Annotated in this window: 13 protein-coding genes; 6 read left to right on the forward strand and 7 right to left on the reverse strand. The window is 64.0% G+C overall.

The window, feature by feature from the left end; all coding sequences use genetic code 11:
• Positions 1–128 precede the first annotated feature (128 nt).
• From AC1RQP_RS23680 to AC1RQP_RS23695, 4 genes are all read left to right on the forward strand, one after another.
• Positions 129–494: a nuclear transport factor 2 family protein gene (locus AC1RQP_RS23680; RefSeq protein ID WP_239621769.1), complete on the forward strand. Its 366-nt coding sequence runs from the start codon at positions 129–131 to the stop codon at positions 492–494.
• Between the two features lie 185 nt (positions 495–679).
• Positions 680–1,240, forward strand: a complete 561-nt coding sequence (locus tag AC1RQP_RS23685; RefSeq protein WP_239621768.1) for a TetR/AcrR family transcriptional regulator — start codon at positions 680–682, stop codon at positions 1,238–1,240.
• Positions 1,241–1,310: 70 nt separating this feature from the next.
• Positions 1,311–2,171, forward strand: a complete 861-nt coding sequence (locus AC1RQP_RS23690) for a DMT family transporter (RefSeq protein WP_197967405.1) — start codon at positions 1,311–1,313, stop codon at positions 2,169–2,171.
• Positions 2,172–2,439: 268 nt separating this feature from the next.
• Positions 2,440–4,401, forward strand: coding sequence for a putative bifunctional diguanylate cyclase/phosphodiesterase (locus AC1RQP_RS23695; RefSeq protein ID WP_492938690.1), 1,962 nt, complete (start codon positions 2,440–2,442; stop codon positions 4,399–4,401).
• A gap of 331 nt (positions 4,402–4,732) precedes the next feature.
• Here AC1RQP_RS23695 and AC1RQP_RS23700 read toward each other — a convergent pair whose 3' ends face one another.
• The 4 genes from AC1RQP_RS23700 to pgm all read right to left on the reverse strand — a co-directional run bounded on the left by AC1RQP_RS23700 (position 4,733) and on the right by pgm (position 9,466).
• On the reverse strand, positions 4,733–5,713 hold the full coding sequence (locus AC1RQP_RS23700) for a PDR/VanB family oxidoreductase (RefSeq protein WP_492938691.1): 981 nt from the start codon (positions 5,711–5,713) through the stop codon (positions 4,733–4,735).
• Between the two features lie 11 nt (positions 5,714–5,724).
• A complete protein-coding gene (locus AC1RQP_RS23705) occupies positions 5,725–6,477 on the reverse strand; it encodes a GntR family transcriptional regulator (protein WP_131866054.1) in 753 nt (250 codons plus the stop codon).
• 3 nt (positions 6,478–6,480) lie between these two features.
• Complete coding sequence (locus tag AC1RQP_RS23710; protein ID WP_492938692.1) at positions 6,481–7,530, reverse strand: aromatic ring-hydroxylating dioxygenase subunit alpha; 1,050 nt, start codon at positions 7,528–7,530, stop codon at positions 6,481–6,483.
• A gap of 289 nt (positions 7,531–7,819) precedes the next feature.
• On the reverse strand, positions 7,820–9,466 hold the full coding sequence (gene pgm / locus AC1RQP_RS23715; RefSeq protein ID WP_492938693.1) for a phosphoglucomutase (alpha-D-glucose-1,6-bisphosphate-dependent): 1,647 nt from the start codon (positions 9,464–9,466) through the stop codon (positions 7,820–7,822).
• 251 nt (positions 9,467–9,717) lie between these two features.
• Here pgm and AC1RQP_RS23720 point away from each other — a divergent pair, with 251 nt between their 5' ends.
• Positions 9,718–10,464, forward strand: a complete 747-nt coding sequence (locus AC1RQP_RS23720; RefSeq protein ID WP_492938694.1) for a transglycosylase SLT domain-containing protein — start codon at positions 9,718–9,720, stop codon at positions 10,462–10,464.
• Positions 10,465–10,644: 180 nt separating this feature from the next.
• Positions 10,645–11,493, forward strand: a complete 849-nt coding sequence (locus AC1RQP_RS23725) for an MBL fold metallo-hydrolase (RefSeq protein ID WP_492938695.1) — start codon at positions 10,645–10,647, stop codon at positions 11,491–11,493.
• A gap of 28 nt (positions 11,494–11,521) precedes the next feature.
• Here the strand turns inward: AC1RQP_RS23725 and AC1RQP_RS23730 are convergent, their stop codons facing one another.
• The 3 genes from AC1RQP_RS23730 to AC1RQP_RS23740 all read right to left on the reverse strand — a co-directional run bounded on the left by AC1RQP_RS23730 (position 11,522) and on the right by AC1RQP_RS23740 (position 13,821).
• Complete coding sequence (locus AC1RQP_RS23730; protein WP_492938696.1) at positions 11,522–12,412, reverse strand: aldose 1-epimerase family protein; 891 nt, start codon at positions 12,410–12,412, stop codon at positions 11,522–11,524.
• Between the two features lie 136 nt (positions 12,413–12,548).
• Entirely contained in the window at positions 12,549–12,962 is a 414-nt protein-coding gene (locus AC1RQP_RS23735; RefSeq protein WP_239621760.1) for a hypothetical protein, read from the reverse strand.
• Positions 12,952–13,821 carry a hypothetical protein gene (locus tag AC1RQP_RS23740; protein ID WP_492938697.1) on the reverse strand — a complete coding sequence of 290 codons (870 nt, stop codon included), beginning with the start codon at positions 13,819–13,821 and terminating at the stop codon, positions 12,952–12,954. The genes AC1RQP_RS23735 and AC1RQP_RS23740 overlap by 11 nt, the downstream gene beginning before the upstream one ends.
• Positions 13,822–14,665 lie beyond the last annotated feature (844 nt).

A 14,665-nucleotide genomic window follows, 5' to 3' on the forward strand; every position in this document is an offset into this window, starting at 1 on the left:
GAGGTCTTGGCTCGCATCGATTCGAACTCACCCTCGCTGTAATCCAATTCGCCATAGGCAACCAGTTGACTTTTCGACCACCGGTCGGTATTTACCGACTATCAGTCGGTTTTTCCGGGAGGCACGCTATGCCGAGCCGCGATGTCGTCGAAGCCTTCGCACAGCGGCTGGAAGCCGGGGACTTCGTCGGTGCCATCGAACAGTTCTGCACGCCCGATGCCGTGACCTACGAGAACAACGCCACCCCGACGGTCGGGCGCGACAAGCTCGTCGCCAAGGAGCGCGGCGTGCTGGCGGCGTCCAGGGAGGTCAAGGCCGTCCGCATCGGACCGAGCCTGATCGAAGGCGACCATGTCGCAACCCGCTGGCGCTTCAGCTTCACCAATGCCGAAGGCGTCACGCGGACGCTGGACGAGATCGCGTGGCAGACCTGGCGAGGCGACAAGCTGGTCGAGGAGCGGTTCTACTACGATCCGAAGCAGCTCGGACGCTGACGCGAGGCACACATCAGCACGGACGGCGGTGTTGACGCCCGGACCGGAGGCTGGAGATCACCCTGAGCTCGGTGCGCGGCGATTCCTGTGCGGGGCTTGTCATTTAAGGACCGATCGGTCTATATATCCGCATGAGGCAAAACACCCCAGCGCCCTTGCCCCGTGGCCGGCCGCGAAGTTTCGACATGGACGCCGCTGTCGAACGCGCGATGGATGTGTTCTGGTCGCGCGGCTATCACGCCACGGCGCTGCCCGATCTCCTTCGTGCGACCAGGCTGTCGCGGGGCAGCCTCTACGCCGCTTTCGGCGGCAAGCATTCGCTCTTCTTGCGCGCGCTTGATCGTTACATCGCGGATGCCTTGGCGCGGATGGATGTCGAATTCGATCCCCGAAACGACCCGGTCGACGGCCTGCGGGCCTACCTGGCCGGCTACGTCGATCGCACCAGCGGGAGCAACGGCCGGCGCGGATGCCTCCTGGTGGCCACGGCCATGGAATTGGCTGGCGGGGATGCCGAAGTCGGTCGACGCGTTGCGGGCTTCTTCAAGGCGATGGAGGCCAAAGTGACCAATGCACTGTCCCGCGCGAAAGCGGCGGGCAGGTTGGCCGATGGTGTCGAGCCAGCAACGGCCGCCCGGGTTCTCATCTGTTTCGTTGAAGGGCTGCGCGTGGTCGGCAAGACGGCACCGGCACGGACGACATCGCAGGCCGCCGTCGACGCTCTCATCGGCCGTTTCGTCAGGTAAGGACACCGCAACGCTTCCGCTGATGCCGGGCTTATATTTGGACTGATCGGTCTTGAAAGGGACGTGCGCCATGTCTGCCATCCAGATCGTCTGCGCGGTCGCCGTTCCCCTGATCTGGGGTTATCAGTTCGTGGCCATCAAAGTGGGCGTTGCGGAGTTTCCACCGCTCTTCTTCCTCGCACTGCGCTTTCTGGCCATTACGCTGCTGCTTGTTCCGTTCGTCGACAGGCCCACGCGTCGGCAGCTCGGCCCTGTCGCGGCCATTTCGCTTTTCCTTGGTGGGCTGAATTTCGGGCTCTTCTATGTGGGCCTTGGGCTCGGCTCGGGAAGCATGTCGGCGGTCGCGTACCAACTCGCCACGCCCTTCACCGTCCTGCTGGCCTGGCCGCTGCTCGCGGAGAGGCCGTCACTCGCCACCTGTGCCGGAGTGCTGCTTGCATTCGTCGGCGTAACCGTGCTGGCAGCGGAGCCGGGCCAGTCCGCCAACCCGCTTCCGCTGCTGCTTGTGGTTGGAGCAGCTTTCGCCTTCGCGGTATCCAACGTGTTGACGAAACGCTATGGCCCCTTTGATCCCTTGATGCTGATGGGATGGTCGTCGCTGCTCACGGTGCCGCAGGTCATGTTGATGTCGTTGCTGCTGGAATATGGACAGGCGGCGAGCCTCGTGACGGCAGGCGAACGGGGCTGGCTGGCGCTTGCCTACACGGTCTTCATCGGCGGAATCATTGGGTTTGGCCTCTGGTTTTGGCTGATCGCCCGTTGCTCGATGGTTCGCGTCGCGCCCTTCGGTCTGCTGCTTCCTGTATTTGCCTTGCTTTCGAGCGTTGTCTTCCTTGGCGAACGCATGACGCCGAAGCTCATCATCGGCGGGTTGCTCGCGATTTCCGGGGTCGGCATCACACAAGTAAGGCCGCGCGCTCGCTCAATTTAACCCCGGACGCCCTCTCACGGTGACCTGCGGGGCTTCGCGGCCAGGGTGAAGCGAACCTCGCCCGAGCCGCTTGCGCACGAGTTCAACAGGATGCGAGCACGGCGCCCTCGCCGCGCGTTGTATCGATTTTGTTATCGATACCGTGAATTGAACACGCAGATGTGGTCACGCTGGTCGTGGCAAACGGGGATAATTCATAGTTCGTCAAAGGTTTGCAACGAATTCTCCTGATCGAGCCGGACAACGGCCGGTGCTGCTAGGCTATCGCATGCGGACTCAAACGACCAACTATGTCGCACGGCTGTTCGCCGGCGATCTGTCGGCCTTTGGCGGTCCCGCAACCGACGAGGTCGTGGCCGGGCATATCCGGGCCGAACAGATGTCGCTCGTGCTCGGCTATTCGGTCGGCATCATGCTCGCCAATGCCTGCAACGCCATCGTTCTCGCCATCGCACTGTGGCAGTCGCCGGCCAAGATCCCGGCCCTGATCTGGGCGGTCACCGTCGCCGGCGCCGCGATCGCTTTCGGGCTGCAATCGCGCGCGTCACGCCGCATCACCAAGCCGCAATTCGTCTCTCGTCGTGCCATGCACCGGCTGGTGCGCAATGCCTTCATCCTCGGCGCCGCCTGGGGCATCGTCCCGGTCGCTTTCTTCGCCGACGCTTCGACCGGCGGCCAGCTCGTCATCACCTGCCTGTGCTCGGGCATGCTGGCCGGCGGCGCACTGGCCTTCGCCACCATCCCGATCGCGGCCATCGCTTTCACGGCCCCCATCTTCGTCGGGATCGCCATCTGCCTCAGCAGGAACGGCGACCTGGCCTTCCTGCTGATCGCCTTTCTCGTCGTGGTCTATGGCAGCGTCCTCTTGCGCGGCGTGTTCGTCAATTCGTTCTCGTTCGCGCGGCGCGTGATGCGGCAGATCGAAGCCGAGCGCACGGTGCGGCTGGATCCCCTCACCCATCTGCCCAACCGCGTCGCCTTCAATGAAACGCTCGATGCGGCTCTCAAACGGCTGGCGTTGTCGGGGGAGGAATTCGCGGTGCTGCTGCTCGACCTGGACCGCTTCAAGGAGGTCAACGACCAGTTGGGTCATCCCGCCGGCGACGAATTCCTGGTCCAGGTTGCAAGCCGCCTGCAACGCTGCACGCGCGCGGCCGAGCATGTCGCGCGCATCGGCGGCGACGAGTTCGCGCTGGTCATGGCCAATCTGGCGCGGCCGGAGGATGCGCTCGAAATCGCCGAGCGCTTCGTCGCGGCCTTCACCGAACCATTCCAGATCGAGGGCCGCCAGATCGTCGGCGCGACCAGCGTCGGCATCGTGCTGGCGCCACGCGACGGAAACACCGCGCTCGACATCATGAAAAACGCCGACACGGCGCTCTACCGCGCCAAGAAGGCGGGGCCGGGCACGGTGTGCTTCTTCGAACAAGCCGACGACAGGCTGTCCCGCGACCGCAAGGCGCTGCAATCAGACCTCGAAGGTGCGATCGCGCGAAACGAGCTGTTCCTGGTGTTCCAGCCATTCCTCGATCTCGACACCAACCGGATCACCGGCCTGGAGGCGCTGCTGCGCTGGCAGCATCCTTCGCGCGGGCTGGTGCCGCCAAGCGAGTTCATCCCGATCGCGGAGGAGACCGGGCTGATCCACGAGATCGGCGAATGGGTCATCCGCCGCGCCTGCGCAAGTGTTGCCGAGTGGCCGGAAGACATCAGGGTCGCCGTCAATTTCTCGGCAGCGCAATTTCACAACACAGGCATCCTCCAGATCATCGTACAGGCGCTCGCCGATGCCAAGATCGCCCCGCACCGGCTCGAGATCGAGATCACGGAATCGATGCTGCTGTCGAAATACGGTTCGGCCGCGACGGTCCTGAACGCGCTGCTGGAGCTCGGCGTCACGGTGGCGCTGGACGATTTCGGCACCGGCTTTTCCTCGCTGACCTACCTGCGCAAGCTGCCGTTCAGCCGCATCAAGATCGACCAGTCCTTCATCCGCGACATGCTGGTGCAGCCGGACTGCGCCGCGATCGTCAAATCGGTGATCGGGCTCGCGCGCGATTTGCGGATCGGCGTGGTGGCGGAGGGTGTCGAGACTGCCGACCAGCTCGAATGTCTGCGCCAGATCAGTTGCGACGAGGTGCAGGGGTATCTGATCAGCCGGCCGGTGTCGGCCAATGGCGTGCTGGCATTGCTGGATACGAAGAAGTATCGGGCGACTTGCGCGGCGTAGGTCACCGCAGAGAGACTCCCCAAGAGGAAAGAGCCCTCACCCGGCGCTTCGCGCCGACCTCTCCCGCACGCGAGAGAGGTGGGCCCGCGGCACTGGCCGTTGCTCATACACACTCCCGAGAGGAAGAAGGTGCGCTCCCTCCCCCGCTTGCGGGGGAGGGCTGGGGAGAGGGTTGTCTCCGCAGAGGGATTCCCCCAGAGGACAGAGCCCTCACCCGGCGCGCGGGACGATGCTGCGCATCGCCCGGACGCGCCGACCTCTCCCGCAAGCGGGAGAGGTGGAGACCGCGGCGCCCGCCGATTTCTCCAACGAAATTCCGCCCCGGGCTCGATCAGACCGCGTCCGCCCGCAACAGCGTGTCCACCGTGATGGTGCCGCGGGCGCGGGAGACGCAGGCGCAGATCTTCTGGTTGCTGTGCTTCTGGTGGTCGCTGAAGAAGACGTCGCGGTGGTCGATCTCGCCGTCGACCTCGACCACGTCAATGGCGCACAGGCCGCATTCGCCGCGCTTGCAGTCGAACATCACGTCATGGCCGCTGGCGTTGAGCACGTCCAGCATCGAGCGCTCGCGCGGGATTTCGAGCTCGATGTTCGAGTCCTTCAATCGCACGCGAAACGTTTCGGTCGGCAGCGTGCCGCTGGAGCCGAAGGTCTCGTAGCGGAGATCGGGGAGCGCATGGCCGGCGCCGATCCAGGCATGGCGCGCGGCGTCCAGCAGCCGCATCGGGCCGCAGAACAGCGCCAGCGTTGCTTGCGGCAATGAGGCGAACAGCGCATCGAGATCGAGCCGCCTGCCTTCGTCGCTCGCATGGACGACGAGGCGATCACCAAGCATCGCGGCGAGCTCGTCGAGATAGGCGGCCTCGCGGCGCGAGCGCACCGCATAGTGCAGCATGACATCCGACCCGCGGCGCGCCAGCGCCTGCGCCGCGCCGAGGATCGGGGTGATGCCGATGCCGCCAGCGATCAGGCAATAGTTCTGCCGCGTCCAGTCCACGGCGAGCAGCGAGGCGGGCTGCGTGATGTCGAGCCGTGCGCCCGGCTGCAGGGACCACATGTAGCGGGAGCCGCCGCGGGAATCCTCGGCGCGGCGCACCGCAATTCTGAATCCATGCGGAGAGGCCTCGCCGACCAGCGAATAGGACCGCGTCTCCGGCTGGCCGTCGATGGTCACGCTGACATTGATGTGGCTGCCGACCGGATAGGCCGTGACGTCGAGCTGATCCGGCCTGATCAGGAATTCGCGGATGCCGGGCGCAAGGTCGCGGGTCGAGACGAGCGTTGCAGGAATCCAGGTTTCGATGAAGCGCATGGTGACTGCCCTCAATCGGTTGCGGTCTTGATCAGCGCGAGCGCCGGCAAGAGGTCGAGATGGGTCCGGTTGCGAAGCGCAAGGCGGAGGTTTCGCACCGCGAGCCGCGCATGCTCGCGCATGACGGCCTCCGCGCGCGCGCCTTCGCGGTTCTCGATGGCGTCGATCACGACGCGATGGTGCTCCTGCCCGATGATCAGGATCTGCTGCGCCTCGGGCAGCGCCGACTGCGCCATCACGAAGCCGCTCGGGGACGCAAACGGCAGCGCCGAGGCCCGGTCGATCTGGCGGATCAGCGGCGGGCTGCGCGACAGTTCCGTGAGCACGGCGTGGAAGCGCGCGTTCAGCGTGACATAGGACGAGAAGGCATCGACCGAGATCGGCACCTGCCGCAGAAGCTCGTCGATCGCCGCAAGACATTCCTTCAGCGGCTCCAGCTCGCGCGCGGAAACACCGCGTTCGGCCGCGAAGCGCGCGGCCAAGCCTTCCAGCGTGCCGCGCAGCTCGATGGAGTCGGAAATGTCGCGCTCCGAAAACGCCTTCACCATGAAGCCGCCGGAGGGAATCGCCTCCAGCAGGCCCTCCTCCTCCAGCCGCACCAGCGCCATGCGCACCGGGGTGCGCGAGGCGCCGGTGGTCTCCACCGCCTGAAGCTCGGAGATGCGCTCGCCCGGGCGCAACGCGCCCGACAGGATCTGGTCGCGCAGCGCCAGCTGCGCCTTCACGGTCTGCGAGACGGAGCGGTCGACTTCACGCTCGGCCATGGCCTACTCCGCGGCCTGGAGGTGTTGCGGCGCATTCTCCCTGGCAATCATCTTGTCGATCAGCTTGCGTGACCACATCGCGCCGGCGTCGATGTTGAGATTGTAGAAGATACGATCGGGGTTCTCGTCCATCGCGCGCTGCTGCGCTTCCAGAATCAGCTCGTCCTCGCGAAAGATGCCGGAGACGCCCTCGCGGATCTCGGTGGTGATGCGCTGCTCGCCGAGGCGGTAGTTGCGGACGAACGCCCAGAAATAATGGCAGGTCTTCTCGGTCTCCGGCGTGATGGTGTTGAGCACGAAGCCGTTGACGCCCTGCGAGCGGTCGCCTTCCGGCGCGCCGCTGCCGGCCGGCGCGACGCCGACGTCGATCGCGATGGTGCAGGGGGCCTCGAAGCGGATGATCTGCCAGCGATCGACGAGGCCGGGCTTGCCGAGCTGCCTGGCCCAGAACGGCGGCGGCTCGATGTTCCGCATCCAGCGCGTCACGGTCACCGTCTTCTCACCATGGGTGACGTCGAATGGAGCCTCGGCGACCGCGTCGTTGCCGATCGAAGAGCCGTGCACGAAAGTCTCGTGGGTGAGGTCCATGAGATTGTCGAGCACGAGGCGGTAGTCGCAATTGACGTGGATGGTCTTGCCGTCGCCCGCCCAGGCCGGATCGTGGTTCCAGTGCATGTCCGGCACCAGCGCGGGATCGGCCAGCGCGGGATCGCCCATCCAGAGCCAGATGTAGCGGTGACGCTCGACCACGGGATAAGCGCGCACGCAGGCCGACGGATTGATGGTTTCCTGCGAAGGCATGAAGGTGCAGCGCCCCTGCGCATTGTACTTCAGACCGTGATAGCCGCAGACGACGGTGTCGCCTTCGAGCCGGCCCTTGGACAGCGGCACCAGGCGATGCCAGCAGGCATCCTCCAGCGCGGCCACCGAGCCGTCAGCCTTGCGGTACATCACGACATGCTTGCCGCAGATCGTCCGCGGCAGCAGCGCCGGCTTCACCTCGGCGTCCCAGGCGGCGGCGTACCAGGCGTTCATGGGGAAGGGTTTGGTCATCGGTCTCGCTCCCACGGCTTATGAATACGTTATGTATACATTATTAGCGGAGGATGGGCCATTCAAGACCGAAATTACCTTACCAAATTACCTTTAATGGTTGTCCGGTATACAGCCTCGCCGCATGAGGCCTGCGAGCGTAGGCGCTAGCGCCTCAACAGCGTCATGGCCGGGCTTGTCCCGGCCATCCACGCGTTGCCACGCGGTACGAAGAACGTGGATGCCCGGGACAAGCCCGGGCATGACGACCTATCGTGAACGCATGTGATCTTGTTCTGCTCTTAGGGCCTTACGGCCCGAACACCTTCGCCAGCCCCGCCTTCGCCTCTTCCTGGATCTTCTTCAGATGCTCGGTGCTGCGGAAGCTTTCGGCGTAGATCTTGTAGACGTCCTCCGTCCCCGACGGCCGCGCGGCGAACCAGCCATAGTCGGTCTCCACCTTGATGCCGCCGAACGGCTGGCCGTTGCCGGGCGCCTTGCTCAGCGTCGCGCGAACCGGATCGCCGGCGAGATCCTTCAGGCCGAGTTGCTCGGGCGTGACGGACTTCAGGATGTTCTTCTGCGGCCCGGTCGCGGCGACGTCGATGCGCGCGTAATGGGGCATGCCGAACTCTGCGGTGAGGTCGCCAAAGATCTGGCTGGGATCGCGGCCGGTCTTCGCCATGATCTCGGCAGCTAACAGGCCGAGGATGATGCCGTCCTTGTCGGTGGTCCACACCGTGCCATCGCGACGCAGGAACGAGGCGCCTGCACTCTCCTCGCCGCCGAAGCCGAAGCCGCCGGTGAGGAGCCCGTCGACGAACCATTTGAAGCCGACCGGCGTCTCCACCAGTTTGCGGCCGAGCTTTTTCGCGACGCGATCAATGATCGAGCTCGACACCACGGTCTTGCCGATCGCGGCATCCTTGCCCCAGTGCGGGCGGTGCGCGAACAGATAGGAGATCGCGGTCGCCAGATAATGGTTCGGATTCATCAGGCCGCCGGTGCGCGTGACGATGCCGTGACGATCGGCATCGGTGTCGTTGGCAAACGCGACGTCGAAGCGGTCGCGCATCCCGATCAGGCTCGCCATGGCGTAGGGCGATGAGCAATCCATGCGGATCTTGCCGTCCCAGTCCACCGTCATGAAGCGGAAGGTCGGGTCGATCGCCTCGTTCACCACCGTGGCCTTCAGGCCGTAGCGCTCGATGATCGGATGCCAGTAATGCACGGCGGCACCGCCGAGCGGATCGATGCCGATGGTGACGCCGGCGGATTTGACGAGGTCGAGATCGACGACATTGCCGAGATCGGCGACGTAAGGGGTGATGAAGTCGCAGGCGTGGACGTTCGCGGACTTGCGCGCCTTGGCGTAGTCGATGCGCTTCACGCCCTTGAGGCCGTCGGCCAGATACGCGTTGGCGTGCTTCTCGACGACACCGGTCACATCGGTGTCAGCGGGACCGCCATGCGGCGGATTGTATTTGTAGCCGCCGTCCTCCGGCGGATTGTGCGAGGGGGTGATGACGACGCCGTCGGCGAGGCCGCTGGCGCGGCCCTTGTTGTAGGTGAGGATGGCATGCGAGATGACGGGCGTCGGCGTGTAGCCGCCGTCCTTGTCGATCATGACATCAACGCCATTGGCGGCGAACACCTCGATGGCGCTGACGAGCGCCGGCTCGGCCAGCGCGTGGGTGTCGATGCCGATGAAGAGCGGGCCCGTCAGCCCCTTTTCTCGCCTGTAATCACAAATGGCCTGCGTGGTCGCGAGGATGTGCCCTTCGTTGAACGTGTTCTTGAACGAGGTGCCGCGATGGCCCGAGGTGCCGAACGCCACGCGCTGCGCCGGATCCGATGCGTCGGGCTTGCCAGCGAAATATTGCGTCACCAGCCGCGGAATATTGGTGAGCGCGTCCGGCGAGGCCTGCTTGCCCGCCGCGGGATGAACATCAGCCACTGAAATATCCTCGTCATGTCGTCACGGAAATAGCGGGACACCATAGCATCGGCCGCGCTCCCGCCAAGGCCACAACACGCGCGAAGGGGAAGGCGTTCCCTGGGGCGTGACGGTGGACGTCCCGTCACGGATCAGGGCGCCCGCGCGGCAATGACCGCGCGCCAATGGCCGGTTTGTTAACTCCGGCGCTCTATGACAAACCCATGCTGCGGGATCGGGCACGCTTCAGTCTGGGCGCGACGTGGAGACACGTGGCGGTCGCGCTGCTGTTGTCGGCCCCGATCGGCGCACATGCGAGTGACGGCGATAGCGACGGGCCGCGCACGATGTCGACGATTTCCAGCGCCGGGACCGAGCTCGGCGCCGGCGAGACGCCATCATCCCGGGCCATGATCCGGAAGATCATCGAGAGAGAAACCGCAAAGACCAATTTGCCGGCCGATGTCGCCGAAGCGGTCGTCTTTGTCGAAAGCGGCTATAACCCGGCGGTCATCGGCAGCGTTGGCGAAATCGGCGTGATGCAGGTGCGGCCCGAGACGGCGGCGATGCTGGGATTCCGCGGAAGCAATGCGGAACTCGCTGAATTGGACGTCAATATCCATTACGGAGTGCTTTATCTCAGCCGGGCCTGGCGCCTGGCGGGCGGGGACCTCTGCCGCGCGCTGATGAAGTACCGGGCAGGTCATGGCGAAGAAGAGATGACCGCGCGGTCGCAGGTCTATTGCAACCGAGCCCGCAACCGTCTCCTCGCCATGAACGCGATGCCGGCAGGGACCGAAGCTGCGGCTGCCCCCGATGCGGCGCCCCCGGTCGCTGCTGCGGCTCCGGCAAAACCGGCGAGCCGCCCGAACATGCCGGTACGGCCCAAAACGGTCTATGCCCGCTATCGTCAGGGCACCGCGGCCGCCAGCCGCGCCTATTGGGCCGCACACGAGGCCCGGATCAGCCAGATCAAGGCGCGCATCGGAGCCAGATGGAAGCGCGTCGCATCGCGTTGACGGCGAACCGGCGGGTCCCTGGAGCCGCTCACGGAGCGCAAGCTGTAGTCGACGCCGGTGCCGGTCGCGACGAGCGCTGCGACCAGATCGAATTTGGCGCGCGTCGGCGCCATCGGCTTGCCCCGCCGCGAGCTCCGCATCTACTGTGTGTCGCAAAAGTGCGTACCTGGAGGTCGCGTCATGGAGGTCATACTGCTCGGCACCGGTGGCCCGCGCCCGGACCCGCACCGCATGGCGACCACCACGCTGATCAGGCTCGGCGACGAGAACATCCTGTTCGACGCAGGCCGCGGCGTCGTGGTGCAGCTCAGCAAGGCCGGCGTGCCGCTCGGCGCCATCAACACGGTCTTTCTCACGCACCATCACTTCGACCACATCGGCGACCTCTATGATGTGATGCTGAATTCATGGATGCACGGGCGCAAGGACGAGCTGCGCATCTATGGACCGCCCGATACCGAGCGGCTGGTCAATACGCTGCTCACGCAGGTCTACGACAAGGACATCGCCTGGCGCGATCAAGGTGAGCCGAGCTTCGGCGGCTGGAAGCCTGTCGTCGCAACCGACATCGTGCCGGGCCCCGTTCGCGACACCGGCCGCTGGAAGCTCAGCGCCGAACTCGTCTCGCACGGCGACGGCCTCGGCATGTCGCCCGCGTTTCTCCAGCGCTGGATGTGTCTCGGCTACCGCTTCGAAGCGGAGGGCAAGGTCGTTGCGATTTCCGGCGACACCGTCCCCTGCCCCGGGCTCGAGCGACTGGCCGAGGGAGCCGACCTGCTCGTCCAGTGCTGCTTCCTCGCAACGCCCGAGATCAACAACGAGCACCTCCGCCGGCTTGCGAAATACACGATCGCCTGCGGCGACACGGTCGGCAAGGTCGCGGCCAAGGCCAGCGTCAGGAAGCTGGCGCTGACCCACCACCGGCCGCGCACCGACGACACCATGCTGAAGGCGCTGCTTGACGATGTGCGGCAGGACTATTCGGGGCCGGTCGTGCTCGGCGAGGATCTCACGCGGATCGAGGTCTGAGGCCCGTCGATCAGCCCGCCCTCCGGCCTCAGGACGATCCGACCTCGATCCGGAACGACAATTGCTCTTGCGCCTCCGGCGCAATGTGCATCAGGCCGGGCTTGTCGGTGAACTCGCCGTCGAAGCCCGCGGGACTGGCATGGCCGCGCCACGGCTCGATGCAGAGGAACGGAGCACCTGACGGTTTCGACCAGACGCCGAGCTCGCGGAAGCCGCGCCAGGACATTTCCAGCCACGGCCCGGTCGATGCACCCTGCCCCGCGGCATAGCGGACCGACGTGCTCTCGATCCGGTCGAAGATGATGGCGTCGTCGGTGAACAGGGAGTCGGACAGAGGAAGCGAGCTGCCCTTGACCGGGCTCGGCTCCGCTGCCGACCGCAGCAGCCCACCATCGAGACGGCGGACGGGAGACGACTCCGCGCGCGCGAAAGTCAGCGCATAGCTCTCCTTTGCCAGACCGGGCCGGAGCGGCCAATTGAAGGCGGGATGACCACCGAGCGACGCGGGCAATGTCTCCTTGTCGGTGTTGGCAATCGTGAACGTCAGGTCGAGGCCGGTGTCATCGATGGCGTAGGCGGCCGTGAGCCGGAACGCGAACGGATAGAGCGCGCGCGTCGCCTCGCTGTCATCGAGCACCAGGGTGCAGCGGCTCTCGCCGCGTTCCGCCCACGCAAAGCGGCTGTCGCGGGCAAAGCCGTGCTGGGTCATCCGATACGTCTTGCCCCGGTGCCGCAATTCGTCATTGGCGAGGCGCCCGACGATCGGAAACAGCAGCGGCGCGTGGCGCGGCCATTCCGGCCCCGCCTGCCAAACGAATTCGATGCCGCTGTCGGCCTTCAGCGAGCACAGCTCGGCACCGTGCGCCTTGATGGTCGCCGTGAGGGAGCCGCTGCGGAGAGAATAGGTATCGTTGGGCATGGCGACAGATCTCTAGGCATTTCGGCTTGTTTCACCCGCCTCCGACTGGGATAACGCAACTCATCCTTCGCCAGAGCCTATGGGCGCGATAAAATTGGGTTCGTTTTGCCAATTTTGCGCTCGCCCTTGAACTGCATCATCTCCTCGCTTCCGCGCTGTGAAGTAGACCGGCCGCTCGACGGCGTTGCCGATAGGCTCGACGTTCATAGCGCTCCAATGCCGCCAGGCGCCGCACCTCTTCGTGAGATGGAGATTGCAGATCCAGCTTTGCGATTAGCCCGCTCCGAACAGCTGCAACCCTCTGCAACTGGCATTGGGCTTGCGCCATTTCGAGCGCCGCGAGCATTTGCGCATGACTCGCGACCTCGGGCATCAGAAATTCCATGAACTCAAACGCCAGCGAGTCTGCCGGCGTATCCGCAGTCGCAGGAATAGACAGACCATGGCGCAAGGCATTGCGGCTTGACTTGAGACGCCCGGCCAAGGTCTTCGGCCCTGTGCTTCGTTTAGCATTCTCTCGGTTCGCCTTGATCTGCTTTTCAGTGGCCATGATTACGGATGTCTCGCTCACCGACAATTTTGGCTTTAGCCTCTTGGCAAGAGCCTAACCGGTCCAGATTGTGCTGACCTCCGTCCAGATCCACCTCCGCCTTCACCCCCCGGCAAGACCGGGACTGGCTCATGGGATGAAGATCGACTTCCTCGTTCATAGTCGCTGTGAGCTTTCTGGAAGCGCCAGCTTCACCACGATGATGCACGTCAAAATCCACGTTGCCTGTTGTTTCGCCCCTTTGGCAAGACCCGTGGGGACTCGGATGGTGCGAATTTGCATCGCCACATGTTTCTGATTTCACCCCTTGGGAAGACCGGCGCCGCCTCATTTCCTTTTGCAGCTTTCGGCGCGTGCATTCGCGTGACGATACCATCCCCTCAAGCATTTTGATGGCATCGCTGTTGTTCTGCGCTGAGCGGGCGAGCACCTCTGCTTCCCCGATTTTATAGGTCGCGAGCTGAGATCGCACTTCTTCCCTTTCTTGCTTACTCGCGCTGAAATAATTATTCGCCTCGCGCGCGGCCATATTAACCGACTTCAATCGACCGTCACCCGGGATTATCTCAGTCACAAACTGCTCCACTGCAGTTCGCTGACCTGCCCATATAACGGCGTTGGTGGCACGTCGATAAACACGCTCTTCCCAGAGCTTTGTGACAAGGTCGTTGATTTCGATCCAATCCAAGAAGCTCGCGGGCTGGTGCTCATCGATGGCCGCGGAGACCATGTTCCAATAGAGCTTGGGGTCTTCACCCTCGAGCAGAACCGGCTCGACGAACAATCCAACGATATGATCTGGGATCTTGGCGGCCAACACGTGCGCAGCCCTATTCTGCGCTTCGACTGGTACTCTCATTGTTACTCCGACTACGCGGCCCGTCGGATCAGACGATACTATGATTCGCGTATTTCCGAACCGCTGATGCGCGATTTAAAATTTCTGCGTTAATTCTGATTAAGGACCAAGTCAGCTGGCCTGCTGAAAGGCAGATGGTGGCTTATAAGAGATTGATGCGGGCACTTGAGTCAATACTATGGAAGGGACAATGCGATACGCGGGCGCGCTGGCTTAGGAACGCTTTTGTGATCTAAGCATTTGGGAGCCATGATGCTCGATGCCGCGAACGCACTCAATCTCTGGGCATACAGCGAGACATTAAGCAGGCCGAGAATTAAGGAGGTCGAGAATGGGTATGTCGCGCGTCCGGGCACCGAAGTCGATCGAGCCGAAATAAAGATCCCGGCGGCAAATGGAAGCTCCGTCGCAGCGTGGCGATCGTGCCTTTAGCCGGTTACTTGGCCCGGCGCGCATGCGCTGACGGCGATTAAAGGCTGATGTCCAGAGAACAACCTGCATCTCGCCTGCCGTATCGACGATGCTCTCCCAAGCGGCGGCGTCCTATCAGGCATTTCAACCTGGTGCAAATGGCAATTGGCGTATTGAAGCGGCCGTTGCGGCACTTCCGACCATCGACACTTCGTGAACTAAGGCTGATTGACGGGGCCTTCGCGAAGGCGGATCGACGAAGTTGGGTTGCAAGGAGTTCAGGTCCCGCAACAACGATGTCGCCGTCTCGCCTGCGCCTAGTTCGGCATCGTCGATCTGCACACAGGTTGATGCTGATAGCAGCACGGGACTACAGCGTGCGTCCTGATCACGTTAAGATTTGGAAGGCTAGATCCCGGCGCATGCCGGCGTG

The sequence above is a fragment of the Bradyrhizobium sp. GW821-FHT13H06 genome (assembly GCF_058803975.1).